The sequence below is a fragment of the Paenibacillus sp. J22P277 genome (genome assembly GCF_059383675.1).
In genome coordinates this window covers 1-19,578 of the sequence record NZ_JBXENS010000009.1, presented here as the reverse complement: position 1 = coordinate 19,578, position 19,578 = coordinate 1, and the positions used below count along the sequence as shown (strand labels likewise).

24 protein-coding genes are annotated in these 19,578 nt (G+C 61.8%); 16 read left to right on the top strand and 8 right to left on the bottom strand.

The window, feature by feature from the left end; all coding sequences use genetic code 11:
- The first annotated feature begins 103 nt into the window (after positions 1–103).
- From AC50YL_RS29640 to AC50YL_RS29625, 4 genes are all read left to right on the top strand, one after another.
- The gene (locus AC50YL_RS29640; protein WP_494836778.1) at positions 104–1,222 is read left to right on the top strand and encodes a nitric oxide synthase oxygenase; all 1,119 of its coding nucleotides are present in this window, start codon (positions 104–106) and stop codon (positions 1,220–1,222) included.
- A 447-nt stretch (positions 1,223–1,669) separates the two neighbouring features.
- Positions 1,670–3,571, top strand: a complete 1,902-nt coding sequence (locus AC50YL_RS29635; protein WP_494836776.1) for a DEAD/DEAH box helicase — start codon at positions 1,670–1,672, stop codon at positions 3,569–3,571.
- Between the two features lie 70 nt (positions 3,572–3,641).
- Positions 3,642–4,199, top strand: coding sequence for a GNAT family N-acetyltransferase (locus AC50YL_RS29630; protein WP_494836775.1), 558 nt, complete (start codon positions 3,642–3,644; stop codon positions 4,197–4,199).
- 179 nt (positions 4,200–4,378) lie between these two features.
- Positions 4,379–4,777, top strand: coding sequence for a VOC family protein (locus tag AC50YL_RS29625; protein WP_494836773.1), 399 nt, complete (start codon positions 4,379–4,381; stop codon positions 4,775–4,777).
- A 121-nt stretch (positions 4,778–4,898) separates the two neighbouring features.
- Here AC50YL_RS29625 and AC50YL_RS29620 read toward each other — a convergent pair whose 3' ends face one another.
- The 3 genes from AC50YL_RS29620 to AC50YL_RS29610 all read right to left on the bottom strand — a co-directional run bounded on the left by AC50YL_RS29620 (position 4,899) and on the right by AC50YL_RS29610 (position 7,856).
- Positions 4,899–5,372 carry a VOC family protein gene (locus AC50YL_RS29620; protein ID WP_494836771.1) on the bottom strand — a complete coding sequence of 158 codons (474 nt, stop codon included), beginning with the start codon at positions 5,370–5,372 and terminating at the stop codon, positions 4,899–4,901.
- Between the two features lie 76 nt (positions 5,373–5,448).
- The gene (locus AC50YL_RS29615; protein ID WP_494836770.1) at positions 5,449–6,120 is read right to left on the bottom strand and encodes an RNA polymerase sigma factor; all 672 of its coding nucleotides are present in this window, start codon (positions 6,118–6,120) and stop codon (positions 5,449–5,451) included.
- Between the two features lie 173 nt (positions 6,121–6,293).
- The gene (locus AC50YL_RS29610; RefSeq protein ID WP_494836769.1) at positions 6,294–7,856 is read right to left on the bottom strand and encodes a copper amine oxidase N-terminal domain-containing protein; all 1,563 of its coding nucleotides are present in this window, start codon (positions 7,854–7,856) and stop codon (positions 6,294–6,296) included.
- A 202-nt stretch (positions 7,857–8,058) separates the two neighbouring features.
- On the opposite strand from AC50YL_RS29610, the gene AC50YL_RS29605 reads away from it, so the two are divergent.
- The 4 genes from AC50YL_RS29605 to AC50YL_RS29590 all read left to right on the top strand — a co-directional run bounded on the left by AC50YL_RS29605 (position 8,059) and on the right by AC50YL_RS29590 (position 10,240).
- Complete coding sequence (locus AC50YL_RS29605; protein WP_494836768.1) at positions 8,059–8,193, top strand: hypothetical protein; 135 nt, start codon at positions 8,059–8,061, stop codon at positions 8,191–8,193.
- Between the two features lie 8 nt (positions 8,194–8,201).
- Positions 8,202–8,969 (top strand): sugar phosphate isomerase/epimerase family protein, encoded by a 768-nt coding sequence (locus AC50YL_RS29600; RefSeq protein ID WP_494836767.1) that lies wholly within the window; start codon positions 8,202–8,204, stop codon positions 8,967–8,969.
- A gap of 419 nt (positions 8,970–9,388) precedes the next feature.
- Positions 9,389–9,841 carry an aldo/keto reductase gene (locus AC50YL_RS29595; protein ID WP_494836765.1) on the top strand — a complete coding sequence of 151 codons (453 nt, stop codon included), beginning with the start codon at positions 9,389–9,391 and terminating at the stop codon, positions 9,839–9,841.
- A 30-nt stretch (positions 9,842–9,871) separates the two neighbouring features.
- On the top strand, positions 9,872–10,240 hold the full coding sequence (locus AC50YL_RS29590) for a DUF4180 domain-containing protein (RefSeq protein ID WP_494836764.1): 369 nt from the start codon (positions 9,872–9,874) through the stop codon (positions 10,238–10,240).
- 123 nt (positions 10,241–10,363) lie between these two features.
- On the opposite strand, the gene AC50YL_RS29585 is transcribed toward AC50YL_RS29590, so the two are convergent.
- Complete coding sequence (locus AC50YL_RS29585) at positions 10,364–11,434, bottom strand: Gmad2 immunoglobulin-like domain-containing protein (RefSeq protein ID WP_494836763.1); 1,071 nt, start codon at positions 11,432–11,434, stop codon at positions 10,364–10,366.
- Between the two features lie 161 nt (positions 11,435–11,595).
- On the opposite strand from AC50YL_RS29585, the gene AC50YL_RS29580 reads away from it, so the two are divergent.
- Together AC50YL_RS29580 and AC50YL_RS29575 are read left to right on the top strand one after the other, a co-directional pair.
- Positions 11,596–12,120 carry a hypothetical protein gene (locus tag AC50YL_RS29580; protein ID WP_494836762.1) on the top strand — a complete coding sequence of 175 codons (525 nt, stop codon included), beginning with the start codon at positions 11,596–11,598 and terminating at the stop codon, positions 12,118–12,120.
- Between the two features lie 114 nt (positions 12,121–12,234).
- Positions 12,235–12,975 carry a WecB/TagA/CpsF family glycosyltransferase gene (locus tag AC50YL_RS29575; RefSeq protein ID WP_494836761.1) on the top strand — a complete coding sequence of 247 codons (741 nt, stop codon included), beginning with the start codon at positions 12,235–12,237 and terminating at the stop codon, positions 12,973–12,975.
- Between the two features lie 121 nt (positions 12,976–13,096).
- Here AC50YL_RS29575 and AC50YL_RS29570 read toward each other — a convergent pair whose 3' ends face one another.
- Positions 13,097–13,603 (bottom strand): ferritin, encoded by a 507-nt coding sequence (locus AC50YL_RS29570; RefSeq protein WP_161744140.1) that lies wholly within the window; start codon positions 13,601–13,603, stop codon positions 13,097–13,099.
- A 118-nt stretch (positions 13,604–13,721) separates the two neighbouring features.
- Entirely contained in the window at positions 13,722–13,946 is a 225-nt protein-coding gene (locus AC50YL_RS29565; RefSeq protein ID WP_161744119.1) for a DUF1450 domain-containing protein, read from the bottom strand.
- A 172-nt stretch (positions 13,947–14,118) separates the two neighbouring features.
- On the opposite strand from AC50YL_RS29565, the gene AC50YL_RS29560 reads away from it, so the two are divergent.
- From AC50YL_RS29560 to AC50YL_RS29545, 4 genes are all read left to right on the top strand, one after another.
- On the top strand, positions 14,119–14,328 hold the full coding sequence (locus AC50YL_RS29560) for a YwbE family protein (protein WP_494836759.1): 210 nt from the start codon (positions 14,119–14,121) through the stop codon (positions 14,326–14,328).
- 5 nt (positions 14,329–14,333) lie between these two features.
- On the top strand, positions 14,334–14,813 hold the full coding sequence (locus AC50YL_RS29555; protein WP_494836758.1) for a NanQ anomerase/TabA/YiaL family protein: 480 nt from the start codon (positions 14,334–14,336) through the stop codon (positions 14,811–14,813).
- A 96-nt stretch (positions 14,814–14,909) separates the two neighbouring features.
- The gene (locus tag AC50YL_RS29550) at positions 14,910–15,416 is read left to right on the top strand and encodes a CcdC family protein (protein WP_494836756.1); all 507 of its coding nucleotides are present in this window, start codon (positions 14,910–14,912) and stop codon (positions 15,414–15,416) included.
- Positions 15,417–15,517: 101 nt separating this feature from the next.
- Positions 15,518–15,973 (top strand): MarR family winged helix-turn-helix transcriptional regulator, encoded by a 456-nt coding sequence (locus AC50YL_RS29545; protein WP_161744122.1) that lies wholly within the window; start codon positions 15,518–15,520, stop codon positions 15,971–15,973.
- A gap of 110 nt (positions 15,974–16,083) precedes the next feature.
- Here AC50YL_RS29545 and AC50YL_RS29540 read toward each other — a convergent pair whose 3' ends face one another.
- Positions 16,084–16,665 carry a hypothetical protein gene (locus AC50YL_RS29540; protein WP_494836754.1) on the bottom strand — a complete coding sequence of 194 codons (582 nt, stop codon included), beginning with the start codon at positions 16,663–16,665 and terminating at the stop codon, positions 16,084–16,086.
- A 3-nt stretch (positions 16,666–16,668) separates the two neighbouring features.
- Positions 16,669–17,202 carry a hypothetical protein gene (locus tag AC50YL_RS29535; protein ID WP_494836752.1) on the bottom strand — a complete coding sequence of 178 codons (534 nt, stop codon included), beginning with the start codon at positions 17,200–17,202 and terminating at the stop codon, positions 16,669–16,671.
- 199 nt (positions 17,203–17,401) lie between these two features.
- On the opposite strand from AC50YL_RS29535, the gene AC50YL_RS29530 reads away from it, so the two are divergent.
- Positions 17,402–17,842 carry a DUF6385 domain-containing protein gene (locus AC50YL_RS29530; RefSeq protein ID WP_494836750.1) on the top strand — a complete coding sequence of 147 codons (441 nt, stop codon included), beginning with the start codon at positions 17,402–17,404 and terminating at the stop codon, positions 17,840–17,842.
- Between the two features lie 53 nt (positions 17,843–17,895).
- Positions 17,896–19,578 (top strand): beta strand repeat-containing protein (locus AC50YL_RS29525; RefSeq protein WP_494836748.1); only part of this gene is annotated, 1,683 nt, incomplete at its 3' end.

Genomic DNA, 19,578 nt, shown 5'->3' with positions numbered 1-19,578 from the left:
AATATAAAGTATAAATAATTAAATCACTTACTTACCGAGAAATCTTCCGGCGAATCCGGTATAATAGATCTCATGATTAACGAAGCGGGCAGGGATCACAACTATGCGAAGTCATTCGACGGCCGTCAGCTGCCGCGCGCTGCTGCAAGAGGCCGAAAATTTTATCTGCCAGTACGGCAGCGAGCTTGGCGTTAAGGACGCTGACCTCGAAGCGCGGATCGCGCAGGTCAGGACCGAGATCGAAGCAACCGGAACGTACTCGCATACGTCCGAGGAGCTGGCGTACGGCGCCAAGCTGGCTTGGCGCAACAGCAACCGCTGCATCGGGCGGCTGTTCTGGGAGTCGCTGATCGTGCAGGACGCGCGCGCGGCGGTGACGGAAGAAGAGATCGCGGACGCCGTCTTTCGCCATATCGACTACGCCACCAACGGCGGGAAAATATTGCCGACGATCACGATCTTCGCGCCTTCGGCCGATGCGGAGCGCCCGCGGATCCGGATCTGGAACGAGCAGCTGATCCGGTACGCCGGCTATCGCCAGTCGGACGGCACCGTCATCGGAGACCCGGTCTCGGCGGAGCTGACGGCAACCTGCGAAGGGCTTGGCTGGCGCGGGGCAGGCACGGCGTTCGACGTGCTTCCGCTCGTTATTCAGGCGGACGGCCGCCCGCCGCGCTGGTTCGAGGTGTCCAAAGACATCGTGCTCGAGGTTCCGCTCGTCCATCCGGATTTCCCTTCCTTCGGCGAACTGGGGCTGCGATGGTACGCCGTGCCGTTCGTTTCCGGGATGCGGCTCGAGATCGGCGGCCTGCATTATACCGCGGCGCCGTTCAACGGCTGGTACATGGGCACGGAGATCGGCGCGCGCAATCTGGCCGATCCTTTCCGCTACGACTTGCTGCCGAAGCTGGCCGCGCTAATGGGCTTGGACACGGCGCGCGAAGCCACCTTGTGGCGGGACCGGGCGCTCGTGGAGATGAACGTCGCGGTACTGCATTCGTTCAAGGCGAAGGGCGTGACGATCGTCGACCACCATACGGCGAGCAAGCAATTCGCGCTGTTCGCGGAGAAGGAGCGGCAGCGCGGCCGCACGCCGACGGGCCGTTGGTCGTGGCTGATTCCGCCGCTGTCGCCGGCCACGACGGGAGTCTTCCACACGCGTTACGACGATACGGAGAAGAAGCCGAACTATTTCTACCAGCCGGCGCCATTCGAAGGCTGAGTTGGATAGAGCGATACTGCCGGTCTATGCGATAGTCGGCGGATGCAACCTATAATGCGAATCGGAAATGCGCGCGCGAGTCCAGCAGGAGCTGCCGCCGGTCATGGCAAGATGACCGGATCGGCAGCTCTTTTTTCGTTTTTCTTGCCAGGATCTTACGGACCTGGCAACGCGGACAGCCGGGGAAGGGAACACGGTGTCAAATGCCCTTTTGGGCTATTTTCGGCTTTCCTGCGGCTTATCTACTTAAGCATGCGATAATCTGGTTAAAATAAGCGTAGAGAGAATGTGCGCGAAGGCCGATAGAAGCTGGAGAGAACGGGGCGATATCCCGGCCGAGCGGGGCGGCTGGGAACATTCGGTACATGAGAGGCGCGCGAATGTGGTAGTATAGGAATACCGGTTGAAGAGACGGGATGGCTTTTATAATTGAATGAGGTGGAAGAATTGGCAAGTTTTGAACAGTTAGGGATCGCGAAGGAACGGGCGGAATCGCTCCGGAACGAGGGCATTACGGAAGCGACGCCGATCCAGGAAGGCGCGATACCGGTCATCATGCAGGGCAGCGACGTTATCTGCCAGGCGCAGACGGGGACGGGGAAGACGCTTGCGTTCTTGCTGCCGATGCTCGAGAAGACGCGCGCGGACCGGGACAACGTGCAGGGGCTGATTTTGACGCCGACGCGGGAGCTCGCGCTGCAAATTACGACGGAGCTGAAAAACCGGCTCGCGGACAAGGAAGAATTCAGCGTGCTCGCGGTTTACGGCGGTCAGGACGTCGAGTCGCAGCTGCGCAAGCTGAAGCGCGGGGTGCATCTCGTCGTGGCCACGCCGGGACGGCTGCTCGACCATATCCGCAGAGGCACGATCGCGCTCGGCGCGGTGAAGATGCTCGTGCTCGACGAAGCGGATCAAATGCTGCACATGGGCTTCCTGACCGAGGTCGAGGAAATTCTGACGCAGATGCCGTACCGCAAACAGACGATGCTGTTCTCGGCGACGATGCCGGCAGGCGTCCGCTCGCTCGCGGCGCGGTTCATGATCGAGCCGAAAGACATTACGGTACGCGCGCCGCAGGTGACGGTGAAGGGCATTCGCCAACTGTCGGTCGAGGTCGACGCGAAGAACAAGCAGGAGCAGTTGAAACGGCTGCTGGAGGAGCATAACCCGTATTTGGGCGTGATCTTCTGCCGGACGAAGAAGCGCGCGAGCGCGCTGAACGAGTATTTGCAGGAGAACGGCTTCAACAGCGACGAGCTGCACGGCGATTTGTCGCAGGCGAAGCGGGAGCAGGTCATGAAGCGGTTCCGCGACGCGAAGCTGCATCTGCTCGTGGCGACGGACGTGGCGGCGCGCGGGCTTGACGTCGAAGGCGTGACGCATGTGTTCAACTACGACATTCCCGAAAACGCGGAGAGCTACATTCACCGCATCGGACGGACGGGCCGCGCGGGCGAATCGGGTCTCGCGATCACGCTCGTCTCGCCGCATGACCGTCTGGAGCTGGCTGCCATCGAACGGGGCATCCAGATGTCGATCCCGCGCGAAGGACGCGCGGGCGGCGCGCCGGCTCGTCCTTCGCGCGAATCGGGAGGACGGCCGGATAGCGACCGTCCGAGCGGCGGCCGCGGCGCGGGCCGCCGAGGCGCGGGCCCCGGCGGCGGATTCGGGCGCGGCGCGCAGGGCGGCCGCAGCGGGCAAGCCGGCCGCGGCGGGCGTACCGCCGCAGGCGGCGGCAGGGCGGCCGGTGCATATGCGGCCGCGGCGAAACGCGGCTCCGGCACGGATGAGCCGCAATGGGGCGCCGGCCGCGCGGACGCTCCGCGGGGCGGACGCACGCGGTACAGCACGCCGGCAGGCGAAGCGACCGGCGAACCGCGCGGCCGCGGAGCTACGGCTTCCGCGCGCGGCGGAGCGGGCCGCGAAGCGGGGTATGGCGCGCGCAGCGGCGGCGATGAGGCACGCGGCCGCGGAGCATCGGCCTCCGCGCGCGGCGGAGCGGGCCGCGAAGCGGGGTATGGCGCGCGCGGCGGCGGCGAGGCACGCGGCCGCGGAGCATCGGCTCCGGCACGCGGCGGAGCGGGGCGCGCAGGCGCGCCGCAGTTCCCCGGCAGCGGCGATAAGAGCCGCGGCGGAGCAGGGCAAGACGCGGAGTACGGCGCGCGCAGCGGCGGCGAAACGCGCGGCCGCGGGGCCTCGGCTCCGCGCGGCCGCGGGGCTTCGGCTCCGCGTGGCGGCGGGTCCGTCCGCCCGGCTTCCGGCGGTCGTCCGTCCGGCGGCTTCAAGGGCGGCCGCCCGGGCGGCAAGCAGGGTGCTGGCGGCAGGCCGCAGCGCAGCCGCACGCGTTAAAGGCAAACAAGGCAAGGCAGCAGAGAACGTACTGATGCCTTGCCTTTTTTTTCGAGGAGGATGAGCAGGGATGACAGATGGATCTGAAACGGCAGCCGGCAGTGCCGGCGTACGTCTGGTGAGGCCGGAGATTGGGTGGCGGCCCGCCTATATGTCTTTCTACGAGGAATGGATCGCAAGCGGCGAGGACATCGTGCCTTGGGTCGTCGAGAAGGACCCGTCCGATTTTCCGGCTTACGTCGCTTTTCTGCTGGAGGCGGAGGACGAGGCGCATGTGCAGGAAGGGTGGGTGCCGCACTCGACGTATTGGCTCGCGGACGAAGCGGGGCGAATCGTCGGGGCGGTCAATATCCGTCACCGTCTGAACCGGAAGCTGGAGGAGAGCGGCGGACATATCGGCTATGGCATCGTGCCGTCGCAGAGACGCAGGGGCTATGCCAAATCCATCCTCGCCCAGGCGCTCCGGCATACGGACCGGCTCGGCATTCGGGAGGTGCTGGTCGTCTGCGACCGCGGCAATATCGGGTCCGAGCGGACGATCCGCGGCAATGGCGGGCAGTTCGACTCCGAATTCACCGAAGCGAACGGCAATGTCGTCAAGCGTTTCCGGATTCGCCGGGAGCCATAGCCCCGGATATCCAAGCAGGCACATCGGCCGATGCACGGAACCGGGAGGCTGACGGCTTTAACTGCGCAGCCGCAGGACCCGATGCCCGCGTTTCGAAACGGACAGGCTGCATACCCCTTCATCGGCGCCCAAGGCAGCAAGACGCACGAGGAACCCACACGGACAAGGAGCGGATCGCGATGGCCAAGTTAACCCCTTATCTGTATAGCGGCAATGCCCGCCGGCAAGCGGAATTCTATGTAAAGGCGCTGGGCGGCGAGATCGTGAGCGTGCAAACTTTCGGCGATATGCCCGGCGGCAATCCGGCGGACGACGCACGCGTGATGCATTTGGTACTCCAAGCCGCGGGATTGACCTTCTTCCTGGCCGATGCCGGGCCGGTCGAGCGCGGCAACGGTCTGGATCTTACTTTGGAGTTCGAGACTGCGGAAGCCGCGGAGCAGGCGTTCGACAACCTGGCTGCGGGCGGAGAGGTGCTTATGCCGTTCGAGCGGATGTTTTGGGGCAGCATGTTCGGACGGCTGATCGACCCGTACGGCGTGCGCTGGCAGATCGCCACCGCGCCGGAGGGCCATTAACCGCGATCGGCAGAGCATATCCATTCCTTGCCGATTCGAGGGAACCACTTCCTAATAGTCGCGTCTTCAAAAACAAAGCGGCAGCCCCGGACACGCGCGTCCAAGGCTGCCGCTTCTTTCGTCAGTTCGCTACGCCGAACAGATGCGCGCGGACTTTCTCGGCTTCTTCCGGCGTGCGATGCGCGCGAACGACTTCGTTCACGTCGAATTTATTGCCGTCCGGGTCGTAGAAGACGAAATTAATGCCGCAGGAGCCGCGGTCTTGCAGGTTCTCGATGGCTACGCCGTTCGCCTTCAAATCATCGTGCAGCACTTCGATCTGCCGGACCTCGAACGTGAACCGGAACATCTCGTAGCCGGATTTGTCGGGAAATTGATTGTCCGCGTCGCCCCCGGTTTCGATCAGGTGCAGCCACTGCCCGTCCGCGAGCTTCAGGATCGCCTGCGATTCCGCGGCATTGAAGGGCACCGCGTACGTTAATCCGAAATTGCGCTGCCACCATTTCGCCGACTCGACCGGGTTGCGGACAGGCACGTAGACCGAACAGACCGCCTTCAATGCATTGCCTTGAACGTCATTCCGCGATACGGACATGAGGATCATCTCCTTAATTGTGGGGTTTCCTCTAAGTAACGCAGCCGCGGCCCCGAATCAAACAATCGCCGGACATTTAATCGGATACGATGCGGAACAGATTGCCGTCCGGGTCCCGAAACGTAAACTGCAGCCGCGCCCCGACGGCCTGCAGCCGCGTAAGCCGGATGTCATCCTTGGCAAGTCCGACATAAGCACGATATATCGCATGAGGGTCGCGTCTGCGGAACGCGTCCACGAGGGCGTCGAAATCGGCCGGAGCCGTGCCGTCGTCCCGATTCGAGGCAGCCGGCGGTTCCGCGGCGAAGCCGCTTTGCGCCAGTTGCTTGAGCCTCGCGCGGGCGCGCCCTAGCGTCACTTGGACCGTGGAGTCCTTCATATGGACGAATGCGGCGGTTTCCTTGGCCGTGAAATCGAATACGTCCATCAGCAGCAGGATCACGGCAGCCTTGGGCGCGAGCCGCTCCGCGAGCTGTTCCAGCAGTTCCCGGCCGGCCAGCATCGAATCCGGAGCCGCCGCTTCATGTTCGGGTCCGAACGGTATCGTCCGGTTCCGGCGTCTTCGCTGCATATCGATCCAGGCATTCGTCGCGATCCGGTACAGGAATGCCCGCGAGACCGGCCGGTCCGGGCGCCGGCGGATAGCCTCGGCCAGCTTCAGCCAAGCCTCCTGCGCGAGGTCCTCCGCATCCCAGCGGCTGCCTGCTATTCGCAGGCTGTAGTGATCCAAGAGTCGTTTATGGTCCATGCTAATGAATTCGATGACGTTCTTCCGTTTCCTTCCAAATCTTGCCCGAATTCAAACCATGAAAAAGAGGAGCCGCTTATTCAAGCGAGCTCCTCGGCAGGGAAGCCATGTCCGCCGGACAGGTTAATCCCGAATCCGCCGTCGCGGCGGTCCAACGATCCTCGATCCGCTGCTTAATCCACGTCCGCGATTTTCCAGCCGCCATTCTCCTGCGTCAACACGATTCCGGCGCCGCCCGTCCGGCTGCCGTTCGGATCGAACAGATACGAGAAGGTCGCGTTTGCGAGCAGCGCGCCGCCGGGACGGTCCTGGAACGTCACGGAGCGGATGCCCGTGATAAGCCGCTGTCCGATCGCGCCGAACGGCGGAGCCGGCACGCTTTCTTTGGCGAACAGCTTCTCGAGCGCCGCGCCGTCGCGCGCGTTCAGCGCGATGACGTAGTCGTTGACGAGTTTCGCGGCAGCCAGCTTCTTCGCGTCGCCCGCATATTCGTTTTCGTCGAGGTGCCGCGGCTCGAACGCGAGCAGCGCGCTGTTCACGCTCGGCGTCCACGTCAGTTGGAATCCGAGGGCTTGCGCCGTCGCGCGCAGCGGCAGATAGACGCTGCCTTTTACGATGACGGGAGCCGCGTTCGCGCCGGTGAGGCGCTTGCCGTCGACCCAGATCGCGAGGGAACTGCCTCCGTCAAGATGAACGTCCGGCGTCTTCGGCAAGGACGTAATCATCGCCGCTTTATGCGCCGCGTCCCAGGTCACGTTCCAGGCGAACGCTTCCGCGAGCGCGCGCATCGGCAGCAGCATGACGCCGTTTTGCATGATCGGCTTCAAGGCCGGGCTGGCGACGGGTACGCCGTTGATTGCGAGCTGCGGCGACGAAGGGGCGGCAATGTCGATGTCGAACGTAGGACCGCCCGTGTCGGAAATCAGGTCCAGGTCGTATTGGCCCGGCGCGATCGGCTTGAAGGTGCCGTCGATGGCTTCTCCGTAGGCCGGCATGACGAATTGAAAATCGTACCGCGCCTCGCTGAGCGGCGCGGAATAGACGAGCAGCGCCCGTTTGGACGGGAAATACGTGCCCTTCGGGGTCGAGTAGCCGCCGGAGGAACCGGCCGTCTCGACGAACACGTTGACGACGCCGTTCTGCCCGTATCCGTCGCTGCCCTTGATGGCGACCACGCCCCCGATGGCGGGCCGCAAGGTGTTGATCTTCGTGCGCGGCGGCAGGATCATCAGCTTCTTCAGCTCATCCATGGCCATGCTGTCCGTAGCCAAATAAACGTCGGGCCCGTAATACAAGAGCACGTTCTGTCCGTCCATGAATTCCAGCGACACGTCCATGCCGTCGTCCAGCTCGACGTCCGCGCTCATGGCGAAAAAATGCTGGTCGCCGTCCAGCCGCTCTTTCGTGAGCGCCGCTTTCCCGATCAACCGGTTCACGACCGCCGCCGTCTTCGCGATGGCGGCCGAATCCGCCTCGCGCGAACGGAACAGCGGGACGAAAAGCTCATCCGCCTGCTGGAAATGCACCTGCGCGATGTCGGCGGCCGCGATGCCGCCGGGGGGCAGGGCAGGCGCGGCCGGCACGGCGGCTTCGTCCGCCTCCGCGTCGATCGCGGCCGGCGTGGCCGAGACCGTATGCGCGAACGGTACGGCCGCGGTCGCCCCTGCGGGAGCAGCGCCGATGGCGAATGTCATCAACGCCGTCAGCCCTGCCGCGAATAACGATTGCAATTTCACGCGAAAAACCTCCTCGTAGCGCCATCCATGTACCTATTTAGACTACATAGAGAACATGAAAGTTTCAATGCGTTCGAGAAAGTTTTCCATATTCGCGTGGCCGTATCGTACAGAATTCTTACGTCATGCGTACATCCGTCTAACCCGGCATTTCCCGATCTTGTGATACGCTTATTTGAATGATGCGGAGGAGGCTGTGAAATTGTCGATAGATCGTGATGCCTGCATCGGATGCGGGAATAGAGCGTTGTCCCGCGACGCGGCGCTGCCGGACAATTCGTTCCGTGGGCTGCCGGAAGCCGGCCACTCCGCGCCGGAAGCGGGGCGAGGAGCGTGAAGGACGTAATGACGAATCCGAAGCTTGGGTTGATCGGGATCCTGACCGAGGAGGCGAAGACCGACTTTTGGGGCGCGATGAGCACGGCGGCCGCGATCGGCTACCAGGGGATCGAAGGCGCCGAACGATGGCTGCTGGAGGGCGACGTCGGCAGCAATATGCGGCGGTTCCAGGCGCTCGGGCTGCATGCGGTCACGCTCAGCGCGAGCCGCGAGTCGCTGCGCGGGGAGCTGGACAAGCTGATCGCGAATGCCGCGGCGGTCCAAACCTCGCATGTTTCCGTCTGGTGGGGGCCGTGCGACTCCGAGGAGGAGCTGCTGCGCGATGCCGAGCTGTACAACGCGGCGGGAGCCAGGCTGGCCGCGGAAGGCATCAAGCTCTGTTATCATAACCACGCCCATGAGTTCAAGACGTCGTGGAACGGCATATGCGCGATGGATATATTGGCCGAGAACACCGACCCGAAAGCGGTCCATTTCGAGCTCGATATCGCCTGGATCACGATGGGCGGGGCCGATCCCGTGCGGGTGCTGGGCAACATGGCCGGCCGCGTGCCCGCCATCCACGTGAAGGACGTGACGACGACCGAAGAGCCGGACCGCTGGACGGCCGTCGGCACCGGCATCGTCCGCATCGCGCCTGCGATTCATAAAGCCCGCGAGATCGGCGTGGAATGGATGATCGTCGAGCAGGATCGGCTGCGCAACCTGTCGCCGGTCGAAACGATCATGGCCAGCTATTTGAATTTGAAAGAAGCGGGGCTGCTCGGCGGCTGATCGTTTCAACGTCAGCGGAGCGTCCTTGCCGAAGAGGGCGGCGAAGCCGCGCAAACGGAATGCGAACGTCCGAAGCGCGAATGCCGGCGGTGCGGCCGCGGATACACGATAAAGGGCCGGCGAGCGATCGCCGGTCTTTGTTTTTCCATACGGGCCGGACCGTCGGCTATTGCCTACCGGTTAGGCACTAGCGGCGCACCGCCGCAAAGGCCGGATGTCGAAAGCCCGACAGCCAAATCGCGAAACAGCGGGGCGAAAATACGTCTTTCATCCGGCGGACGCCGGCGCTATGATAGAAACATACTCGCAGGGATGAGGAGTGGGGAATATGCGGATCGGATCGGCAGGTCAGCCTACGGAACGGCGTTGCGATGCCGCTGCTCGGTTACGGCGTATGACAGCTGCAGGACGGACCCGAGGTGACGGAGGCCGTGCGTACGGCGCTTGAGGTCGGCTACCGCTCGGTCGATATGGCTTCCTTCTATCTTCGCGAACTGCTCGAGCATAGCAGCATCGTCCCGATGGTGAACCAGGTCGAATTCCACCCGCTGCTGACGCAATCGGAGCTGCGCGCCTTCTCGGCGGAGACGGGAACCCGGATCGAAGCATGGGGTCCGCTCCTGTCCGGCAATCTGCATCAGGCGGCGATAGCGGAGCTCGCCGGCAAATACGGCAAAACCGCCGCCCAGATTGTCCTGCGCTGGGACATCCAGCACGGCGCGGTGACGATTCCCAAGAGCGCGAATCGGAATCGGATGGCCGAGAACATGGCGATTTTCGATTTCGCCTTGTCGGACGAGGACATGGCGAAGCTGGATGCGCTGAATCAAAACAAGCGGTTCGGGGCCGATCCGGACAACTTTAATTTCTGAATATTTCATTGCAGAACAAGGAGGCGCAAGATGAACATTACGATCGATGAAAGGGGCGCGTCCAAGGTCGCCGTCATCGCGAGCGACGGCATCGTCATCGGCGGCGTGCAGGACGCGCTGGATATGATGGCTTCGGTCAACTATGCCGAAGGCGCCCATAAGCTGCTTATCCGCAAAGAGAACGTTGCGGAGGATTTCTTCGAGCTGCGGACGAAGCTTGCCGGGGATATTTTGCAGAAGTATACCAATTACCGCGTCAAGCTCGCGATCGTCGGCGATTTCAGCGGGTATGAGAGCAAGAGCCTGCGGGATTTCATTTACGAGTGCAATAAGGGGAAGCAGTTCTTCTTCCTGGCCGACACCGCGGAGGCGCTCGACGCGCTGCATGGCGCCGATTAGCTGCGCCGATGCGCAGCCGCCTTTGTCGTTGTCCCGATACCGCTTGCGTCGGCGGTGCGGAACGTTAATCGAACAGATTGGACGGAGCTGCGGAACGGCGGCAGGAAAGCTTCGTCCGCCCCGTCAGGCCGCATCATACTCCCCGAGATTCAATATCCCTTTCTCGAAAGTATAGGCAATATGCAGTTCGTGGACATGGGCGCCGTCCTTGGCGCTTGACTCGTAGATCGTCAGCACGCCGGTCGGGCTGGTCGGCAGGTCGTTCAGCGCTATCTTGAGCTCGAATTTCCCCCATTCCGGCGCACCCTGATCGGCCATTGCATGACCCTCCGCCAGCACGTTGTGCCCGTCCTCGAAGGTGTAGCCGAAGGCCGCTTCGAATACGCGCGCCTCTCCCTTGACCGTAAACGATTGGCCGACCACGCTGTCCTCCGCGGGCGCGTAGACGCGAAACGCCTCGTTAGCGACGGCGATTTTCGGCTCCCCGCTGACTGCGCCGGCGTTCGATCCGGTTTCGGCAGCGCCGTCATTCTCCGTCTTCGTATCCGGCTTCTTCTCTGCAATCTTCGCCGCACCTGTTCCGGCATTTGCGCCCGCGCCGCCGTTCGATACGGCTCCGGTAGCTCCTTCGTTGCCCGGCTTCGTGTCTGGTTTCTTCTTTGCATTCTTCGCCGCACCTGTTCCGGCATTTGCGCCCGCGCCGCCGTTCGATACGGCTCCGGTAGCTCCTTCGTTGCCCGGCTTCGTGTCCGGTTTCTTCTTTGCATTCTTCGCCGCACCTGTTCCGGCATTTGTGCCCGCGCCGGCGTTCGATCCGGTCCCGGCAGCACCGTCATTGTCCGGCTTCGTGCCCGTTTTTTTCTCTGCATCCTTCGCAGCACCCGTACCAGCATTTGCGCCAGCGCCGGAGTACGATTCGGCTCCGGAAACTCCGCCACTATCCGGCTGCTCCGGCGGCTTCGCGAACGTTCCGCCGTCCCCCGGTCCGGCTTTGCTGACCGAATCGTCGGCGTGCCCCGCGCTCGAAGCATCGGGCGCGGCCGTCGCCGCTTCGGCGCCGCTTTCATGATTGACCGCAGGTTCTCTGCCCGGGGCGTCGGCGACGTCGCGCGGCTTGCCGGAACAACCCGCGAGAACGGTCAAAGCCAACATGAGGACGATCGTGCCGATCGGCAAAGCAAGTTTCCTTGTCATCTAGCATCCACCCGCCTTTCTGGAATGCGAATCCGCGTATTCGCGGCGAAATAAATCTCTCATCGACAGGCTCTTATGGTTGCCTGCGCTCTTGCATTTAGTATACGCTTGAAAGAAAGGTTTGAATCACCCATGGGACCGAGAGGGAGTGATGGCGCGTCATGTTCGAGTGGAGCCGGCTGCTTCGATTCAACCGCTATTTGGGGAATAATGGACGTAACGAGATCGACTATCAATGGCCAACCTCCAAGTTCCCCGTCATCAGCATCCGCACCAGCGCGGGAAGGGGAAAACCGAAAGTCGCCTTCGGTCTCGTCGCGTTCGGCGATATCGCGGTCGGGCTGGTCGCCGGCGGCGCGGTGGCGGTCGGCATCCTGTCGTTCGGCGCGGTAGCGGTCGGCGCCATGCTGGCGCTTGGGGCCGTCGCGCTCTCGGGCGGTCTTGCCGCCGGGGCGGTAGCGATCGGCGACCTGGCCCTCGGCGCTGTGGCCATCGGGCAGTCCGCGCTGGGCGCCGTCGCGATCGGCGAGAACGCCCTTGGCGCGGTGGCCATCGGGGAGCATGTCGTCGGGGCGGTGGCGATCGGCGAACGCGTTTACGGCCTGGTCGCCATCGGCGATCACGGCTTCGGCCTCGTGCCGATAATCGGGGACTTCATCCGCTGGCTGGCGGATAGGTTCCGGTAGGGCTATTCCGACACGGGCGATCGGATTTGCGCGCGAACGGGCGCCGGCATGCGAGCCATCCCGCCTTTATGCTACAATAAGGGACAGCATGAGTGTGAAGAGGAAGGTGAAGGCATGGATAACGTCAAGATTCTGGGCGTTCCATTCTCGAAAATGACGCTTTCGGATACGGTGAAGCTGCTGCAGGGGAAGCTCGCGGGCGAACATAGGTCGCAGCCGGGACCGTTCCATCTGATTACGGCCAATCCCGAGATCGTGATGGCGGCAAAGCAGCAGCCGGAGCTGCAGCGGATCGTCGACGGGGCGGACCTGATTACCCCGGACGGCATCGGCGTCGTGCTCGCGGCCAAGTGGCAGGGCGTGCAGATTCCTGAACGCGTAACGGGTTACGATCTGCTGATTCGTCTACTGGAGGGAGCGGCGACGCGCGGCTTCTCGCTGTACGTCGTCGGCGCGGACGAAGAGACGAACGCGAAGGCCGTCGGCATCATCGAGGCGAAGTACCCCGGCGTGGAGATCGTCGGCCGGCAGAACGGCTACTTCAAGGGCGCCCAGGAAGAGGCGCTCGTGGCGGATATCGAACGGAAGCAGCCGGATCTCTTGATCGTGGCGCTCGGCGCGCCGAATGCCGAACGCTGGATCTACAAGCATAAGAGCCGGCTGAAGGCGAAGGTCGCGTTCGGCGTCGGCGGCAGCCTCGACGTCATCGCGGGCAAGGTGAAGCGCGCCCCCGTCATCTGGCAGAAGCTGAACGTCGAGTGGCTGTACCGGCTGCTGAAGCAGCCATCGCGCTGGCGCCGCCAGCTGGTGCTGCCGAAGTTCGCGCTTACCATTCTGACGACCCGCCGCCGCTGAACGTTACGGGATAGATGCGGAATTTCAGGCCGGGAGACCGCGGCCGGACCGTCTAACGGCATGTAAAAAGGACAGCCCCCGGGGGCTGTCCTTTCGTGCGTTTCGCATGGGATTCGAAGCGTTACGCGTTGGTCGGCGGCACGAACGTCCGCCCCGCGAACTCGGTATCGAGCATGAAGAACGCGTTGCTGTCGGTGTCGATGCGCTTCAGCTTGTTGATGATGCTGTCGAACATCGCTTCTTCCTCGACCTGTTCGTCGATGAACCATTTCAGAAACTGGATCGTCGCATGCTCGCGGTCGTTCATGGCGAGATCGGACAGGTGATAGATGCGCTTGGTGACTTCCTGCTCGTGGTGATAGGCGTGCTCGAACGCCTCTAGAACGGAGCTATAGTCATTGTTGGGTGTGCCCATGCCGTCCAGCTTGACGCGCTTGCCGCGGTCATTGAGATACTTGTACATTTTCATCGCGTGGAAACGTTCTTCCTCGGCTTGCACGATAAAGAAGTTCGCGAAGCCGTCCAGGCTTTCGCCGGAGCAATAGGCGGCAATCGCCAGATACACGTGCGCGGAATAAAACTCGAAGTTCAGCTGCTCGTTCAAAGCCTCGCTGAGCGTTTCGTTCATCATCGGCCGCACCTCCCTTTCAAATATGGTCGCAGGTAAACGCAAAGAGAAGAAGACTGCCCGATCCCAGTCCCAGCGATCCGGCGCTTCTTCTCTTATCGTACCATACTATGCCATATTAGCCTATCCGATGCTTCAGCTTCGCATACAGAACGTCCGCGGTCGGGGCGACGACGACTTCGGTTTTGCCGATCAGAACCATGCATTGCTTTGCGCACAGCCTGCAGTTGCCGAGACAGTCCTTCTTCTTCTGCTTCAAATCGGGAAACTCCTGTTTCAGCGACTTGAACACGGATTTGGAGCCATGCTTGAAGTTGCGGCAGCAGTATTTGATTTTCTTCATGCGTCCGGAACCTGCCTCTCTGCTTGAAGCGCGCTTTTCTAGTTCTAATGATAGTAATTCTCATTCTCACTGTCAACCGGAAAATTGGCGCGCTTGCCCATCCTTTACTTCCCTTGCCCGCTGGCTTATGATGGGGAGCAGAAAAACGCAAACGAGAAGGAGTACCCTCCCCATGAGCTTAAACGGACAACAACGCGCCAACATTAGGCCGGGCTTGACGGTCGATATCGTATTGAAGAAGGACCAGGCGACGGGCCGTCTGACCCGCGGCATCGTCAAGGACATTTTGACCAATTCGCCGAACCATCCGCACGGCATCAAGGTACGCCTGCAGAGCGGCGACGTGGGCAGGGTCAAGGCGATCATTCCCCAAGGAGGCTAAATGCGATGATTTTCAGCGACATGAACAATTGGGAACGGGAAAAGCATACGTTTCCCGCGGCCGTCAGGCGCGCGATCGAGCGGCTGCAAAGCACGGATCTGGACGCGCTGCCCGCAGGGCGGCACGAATTCGGCGAGCCGGGCATGCATCTGCTGATCAATGAACCGGTCACGCGGCCGTGGCGGGAGATCAAGCCGGAGACGCATCTGCTGCATACGGACATCCAACTGCTGCTGCAGGGCCGCGAGCAGATGCGAGTCGCCAAAGTATCCGAGGATCAGATCGTCACGGACGACCGCTACGAGGCGCAGGATATCGCGTTCTACGACGAGGTGCTGGGCGAGAACGCGATCTATCTGCGGCCGGGCGATTTCGTCGTGCTGTTCCCGACGGACATCCACCGTCCGAACTGCTCCGCGGAAGAAGACGTGCCGATCCGCAAGGCGGTCGTGAAAATTCACCGGGACGCGCTCGCCGGCGATTGATCCGCGAATGGCGGCGTTTGCAACGGCGACGCAAAATAGGTAGGATAAGAGAGAAGTCGTCGAATCGACCAAGCCATTGCTCTAAAGGAGTGCGCCATGATGAGCTTTCTCCCGAACTCGGTATCATTCGGCCATGTCGCGTCGATCGTCGTCACGCTGCTTTCCGGCGTCGCGGTCCTGTTCCTGCGGCTCCGCGCCAGCAATCGTCCCACGACGATGCGCAAAATCATCATCCCGCCGCTCGGCATGTCCACCGGGTTTCTCATGTTCGTCGTGCCGATGACGCACGTGCCGTGGACGTGGGCGCTGATCGCGTTCGCCGCGGGCGCCACGGTCTTCGCTTATCCGCTGATCCGGACATCCAAGCTGGAGCGGATCGGAGACGAGATCGTGCTGAAACGGTCTAAAATGTTCGTGTTCATCCTGCTCGGCCTGCTGATCTTCCGGCTGCTGATCCATAACGCGGTGGAGTCCAAGGTGTCGATTCCGCAGACGGGGGCCTTGTTCTTCGTGCTCGCGTTCGGCATGATCGTCGTGTGGCGCGTAGCGATGCTGCGGGAATTCATGAAATTGAAGCGGGAAACCGCTGCGGAATACAGTTGACAGTCCTGCCGTCAGCTGATATTCTAACCACATAAATTGTATGCAATTAAATTGCATTTATTAGTCGATAGATGAATGCCGCGGAAAGAGGGATAGACAAGATGGATAAGAGCGCGCTGCTTGAGCTGGACAATCAGCTCTGTTTTGCCCTCTATGCCTGCTCGCGCGAGGTGACGAAGTTGTACCGTCCGTTCCTGGATGAGCTTGGCATTACGTATACGCAGTATGTCACCCTGCTCGCGCTGTGGGAGAAGGACGAAGTGGCCGTGAAGGAGCTCGGGCGCAGGCTGTACCTGGATTCGGGCACGCTGACGCCGCTGCTCAAGAAGCTCGAAGGGTTGAAGCTGCTCAGGCGCGAGCGCGACCCGCAGGACGAGCGCAGCGTCATTGTCCGTTTGACGCCCGAAGGGCGGGCACTGAAGGAGCGGGCCGCGGAGATTCCGGAGCGCGTCTTCTGCCAGACGAGCCTGACCCCGGAGGGGATCGAATCGCTGCGCGACCAGCTGCGCAAGCTGACGGTCGAAGCGCACACGCAATCCTGCGACGCCGGGCTTTAGGCTTCGGCCGCCAATCGCATATGGCAAACAAACAGCGGCTGCTTCCGTGTTCGACGGGGCAGCCGCTGTTTGTTTGCGCGGATATCGAAGCTGGCTTCCGGAGAATGCCGTCAGCCTTCCCACCAAGTTATGTTGGTGAAGCACGCCAACACGCCGGCGATGCTGAGCGAAGCGCTGACCGTGATGGATATGCTTTGGTTCGGCGGAACGATGAGACCGCCGCCGTAATCGAAGCTGAACATGCCCGGGTTGAGCGGGAACGCGAGAAAGTTCGTGCCGGCCGTGATCGCGCTCGTGGAGGACCTCGCCGTCATGACGCTTGTCGCGGCGCTGCTGAACAGCGTATTGAACGGCGTCAGCGTCGACGGGGACGCGATCGTTCCGGCGCGCGTCAGCGTCAGCGATCCGCTGAAGGATGAGAGCAGGTTGAGCGAGATGCCGACGCCGCCCGTTATGCGGGAGACGTAGAGCGTCCGGCCGCTTCCGGCCGGATTGGAGACCTGCATGGCCGCGACGACGGAACCGCCGAGCAGTCCCAGCGAAGACGAGGTGGAGAAGCTGGAGATGAATTCCCGCGCGTTGACGGTCGCGTTGTTGTCGGGCGGAGCGACCACGCCCGGCGCGGCATACGTATTCACCAACCGCCCGAAGAAATTGCTGTTGCTTTGGTCGAAGATAAAATGGTTCGGCACGCGCTACGCCTCCCACCAGGTGAGATTGATCGACCCGGTCATCGCGACGGTGCCGAGCGTCATCGAAATCGTCTGGTTGGCCTGCACGACGAGGCCGCCCGCGAAGTCGATTACGTACATCCCCGACGTAATCTGCATGAGCATGACCGTCGTGGGCGTGCCGCCGAGCGTTCCCGTATTCTGCCTGGTCGTGGCGACGCTCGTCGTGGCGCTGCCGAATAAAGCGTTGAACGGGACGGGCGTCGTGCCGCCCGCGATCGTGCCGCCGGAGGCGATCGTCAGCGTCGCCGCGGCGGTGGTGCCGCCGGATATGCGGGAGATATAGAGCCTTCTTCCGCTGCCTAAGGGATTGGTCGCCTGAAGCAGCAGCGAGTTGCCGGCGCCGACGGCGACGCTCCCGGTATTCAATAGGAAGAGAAAGCCGCTCTTGGCGGCGTCGAGTTCAGGGGGGCCGTTAATGCCGGGCGCGGTAAAGACGTTGTTTTGCTGCATATAGACGGGATTATGTTCGGTATTAAACACGTTGTAATTGTTCATGCAGCACCTCTTATTCGTCAAGTGGGCTTGCCGCGGGGCAAGGCGGTTCTTATGCAGTATATGGGGCGTGCCTCCTTTCCCGACATGGGGAAGTATGGAATTCGGCAAAAAGGGGCCTCTCAACCCGCGGACATCTGCCGTTTCCTTGGAAGACTTGAAAACATAAAGTAGAGAAGCGTTACGCTAAGGGGAAGATGATATGAAAAAAAAGTCCCGGCGCTGTCACCAGCAGGAGAGAAGCAGCATCTTTCCCCTGCGTTGCAACAAGAACGGCGCATCAAAGCATCCTTGCAAAAGAAAGAAAAACCGCCCGGCAAGCAGCATCTTTTCGGAACAGGTTTTTCTGGAGGTCTCCACGACGGATGATTTCGTCGCGCTGCCCGCACAGGATACCTCGAACAAATCCGTGTATTCGTATGCCGTCGTCAATCGGGGAAGCGAGCCGGCGCTGGCGCAGGTGGAAATCGGCCCGAACGGCATGGATTACACGGTCGACGTGGAGGAAATCGTGCCGAATGGGGGAACGGCCGTGGTCGTTCCGGCACGCTTTCAAGCGTTTACCCGGCTGCTCGTGAAATCCATGCACGAGGGCAAGCCGACGGGAGTCATCGTTTATTTTCAGTCGCAAAGGGTCACCTAAACCATGAGAACCGGAAGTGAGCGAACTATCTAGTGAAAGTAGAGTGAGGAAAGATGCCGAATTTTTCAGCTTTTAACCCGAATCCAGACAAATTGCGCACGTTGATATTCGGGCAGGACGACACGCTGACGCCGCAGCCGGTAGCAACCGATACGGCAGGCCATATACTGAATATTATTCTGGACGGTACGATCAGCAGCATCTCCGGCGTGACGATTACGGGCGGAACGGTGTCCGTCGGCACGATCGGCAATCTGTTGAACGGAACGATTACGAGCGTGATGGGCGCGACGATTACGGCGGGAACGTTGACCAGCGTGCTCGGAGCAACGATTACGGCAGGAACGCTGACGAACCTGCTGAACGGAACGATTACGAGCGTGATGGGCGCGACGATCACGGCCGGTACGGTGGCGATCTCAGGCGGAACGGTAAGCGTCGGTACGATCGACAACCTGCTGGATGGAACATTAACAAGTGTAATGGGAGCGACGATTACGGCGGGCACGCTCGATAACCTGCTGGACGGAACGCTCACGAGCGTGATGGGCGCGACGATCACGGCTGGTACGTTGACTAGCGTGCTCGGCGCGACGATTACGGCGGGCACGCTGACGAACCTGCTGAACGGTACGATTACGAGCGTCATGGGAGCGACGATCACCGCTGGTACGGTGGCGATCTCGGGCGGAACGGTAAGCGTCGGTACGATCGACAACCTGCTCGATGGAACATTGACAAGCGTGATGGGCGCGACGATTACGGCAGGTACATTGACCAGCGTGCTCGGCGCGACAATCACGGCGGGAACGCTGACGAACTTGCTGAACGGTACGATCACCAGCGTCATGGGCGCAACGATCACGGCCGGTACGGTAGCGATCTCGGGGGGAACCGTGAGCGTCGGCACGATTGCCAATTTGCTGGATGGCACGCTGACTAGCGTGCTTGGCGCGACGATCACGGCGGGCACGCTGACGAACCTACTGAACGGAACGATCACGAGCGTCATGGGCGCAACGATCACGGCCGGTACGGTGGCGATCTCGGGGGGAACCGTGAGCGTCGGCACGATTGCCAATTTGCTGGATGGCACGCTGACCAGTGTGATGGGCGCGACGATTACGGCGGGCACGATCGATAACCTGCTGGATGGAACATTAACAAGCGTCATGGGCGCGACGATCACGGCGGGGACGCTCACGAGCGTGCTTGGTGCGACAATCACGGCCGGCACGCTGACCAATCTGTTGAACGGAACGCTAACGAGCGTGCTTGGCGCAACGATCACGGCGGGAACGCTGACCAACCTGCTGAACGGAACGATCACGAGCGTCATGGGCGCGACGATCACGGCAGGTACGGTAGCGATCTCGGGGGGAACCGTGAGCGTCGGCACGATCGCCAATTTGCTGGATGGCACGCTGACCAGTGTGATGGGCGCGACGATTACGGCGGGCACGATCGATAACCTGCTCGACGGAACATTAACAAGCGTCATGGGCGCGACGATCACGGCGGGGACGCTCACGAGCGTGCTTGGTGCGACAATCACGGCCGGCACGCTGACCAATCTGTTGAACGGAACGATTACGAGCGTGCTTGGCGCAACGATCACGGCGGGCACGCTGACCAACCTGCTGAACGGAACGATCACGAGCGTCATGGGCGCGACGATCACGGCAGGTACGGTAGCGATCTCGGGGGGAACCGTGAGCGTCGGCACGATCGCCAAT

Coding starts and splice junctions, on each gene's coding strand:
- AC50YL_RS29615 (WP_494836770.1), bottom strand. CDS start 6,120: ATGGACCATAAACGACTCTTGGATCACTACAGCCTGCGAATAGCAGGC.
- AC50YL_RS29620 (WP_494836771.1), bottom strand. CDS start 5,372: ATGTCCGTATCGCGGAATGACGTTCAAGGCAATGCATTGAAGGCGGTC.
- AC50YL_RS29600 (WP_494836767.1), top strand. CDS start 8,202: ATGACGAATCCGAAGCTTGGGTTGATCGGGATCCTGACCGAGGAGGCG.
- AC50YL_RS29535 (WP_494836752.1), bottom strand. CDS start 17,202: ATGAACAATTACAACGTGTTTAATACCGAACATAATCCCGTCTATATG.
- AC50YL_RS29575 (WP_494836761.1), top strand. CDS start 12,235: ATGGATAACGTCAAGATTCTGGGCGTTCCATTCTCGAAAATGACGCTT.
- AC50YL_RS29625 (WP_494836773.1), top strand. CDS start 4,379: ATGGCCAAGTTAACCCCTTATCTGTATAGCGGCAATGCCCGCCGGCAA.
- AC50YL_RS29640 (WP_494836778.1), top strand. CDS start 104: ATGCGAAGTCATTCGACGGCCGTCAGCTGCCGCGCGCTGCTGCAAGAG.
- AC50YL_RS29570 (WP_161744140.1), bottom strand. CDS start 13,603: ATGAACGAAACGCTCAGCGAGGCTTTGAACGAGCAGCTGAACTTCGAG.
- AC50YL_RS29550 (WP_494836756.1), top strand. CDS start 14,910: ATGATGAGCTTTCTCCCGAACTCGGTATCATTCGGCCATGTCGCGTCG.
- AC50YL_RS29565 (WP_161744119.1), bottom strand. CDS start 13,946: ATGAAGAAAATCAAATACTGCTGCCGCAACTTCAAGCATGGCTCCAAA.
- AC50YL_RS29585 (WP_494836763.1), bottom strand. CDS start 11,434: ATGACAAGGAAACTTGCTTTGCCGATCGGCACGATCGTCCTCATGTTG.
- AC50YL_RS29530 (WP_494836750.1), top strand. CDS start 17,402: ATGAAAAAAAAGTCCCGGCGCTGTCACCAGCAGGAGAGAAGCAGCATC.
- AC50YL_RS29560 (WP_494836759.1), top strand. CDS start 14,119: ATGAGCTTAAACGGACAACAACGCGCCAACATTAGGCCGGGCTTGACG.
- AC50YL_RS29590 (WP_494836764.1), top strand. CDS start 9,872: ATGAACATTACGATCGATGAAAGGGGCGCGTCCAAGGTCGCCGTCATC.
- AC50YL_RS29545 (WP_161744122.1), top strand. CDS start 15,518: ATGGATAAGAGCGCGCTGCTTGAGCTGGACAATCAGCTCTGTTTTGCC.
- AC50YL_RS29630 (WP_494836775.1), top strand. CDS start 3,642: ATGACAGATGGATCTGAAACGGCAGCCGGCAGTGCCGGCGTACGTCTG.
- AC50YL_RS29555 (WP_494836758.1), top strand. CDS start 14,334: ATGATTTTCAGCGACATGAACAATTGGGAACGGGAAAAGCATACGTTT.
- AC50YL_RS29580 (WP_494836762.1), top strand. CDS start 11,596: ATGTTCGAGTGGAGCCGGCTGCTTCGATTCAACCGCTATTTGGGGAAT.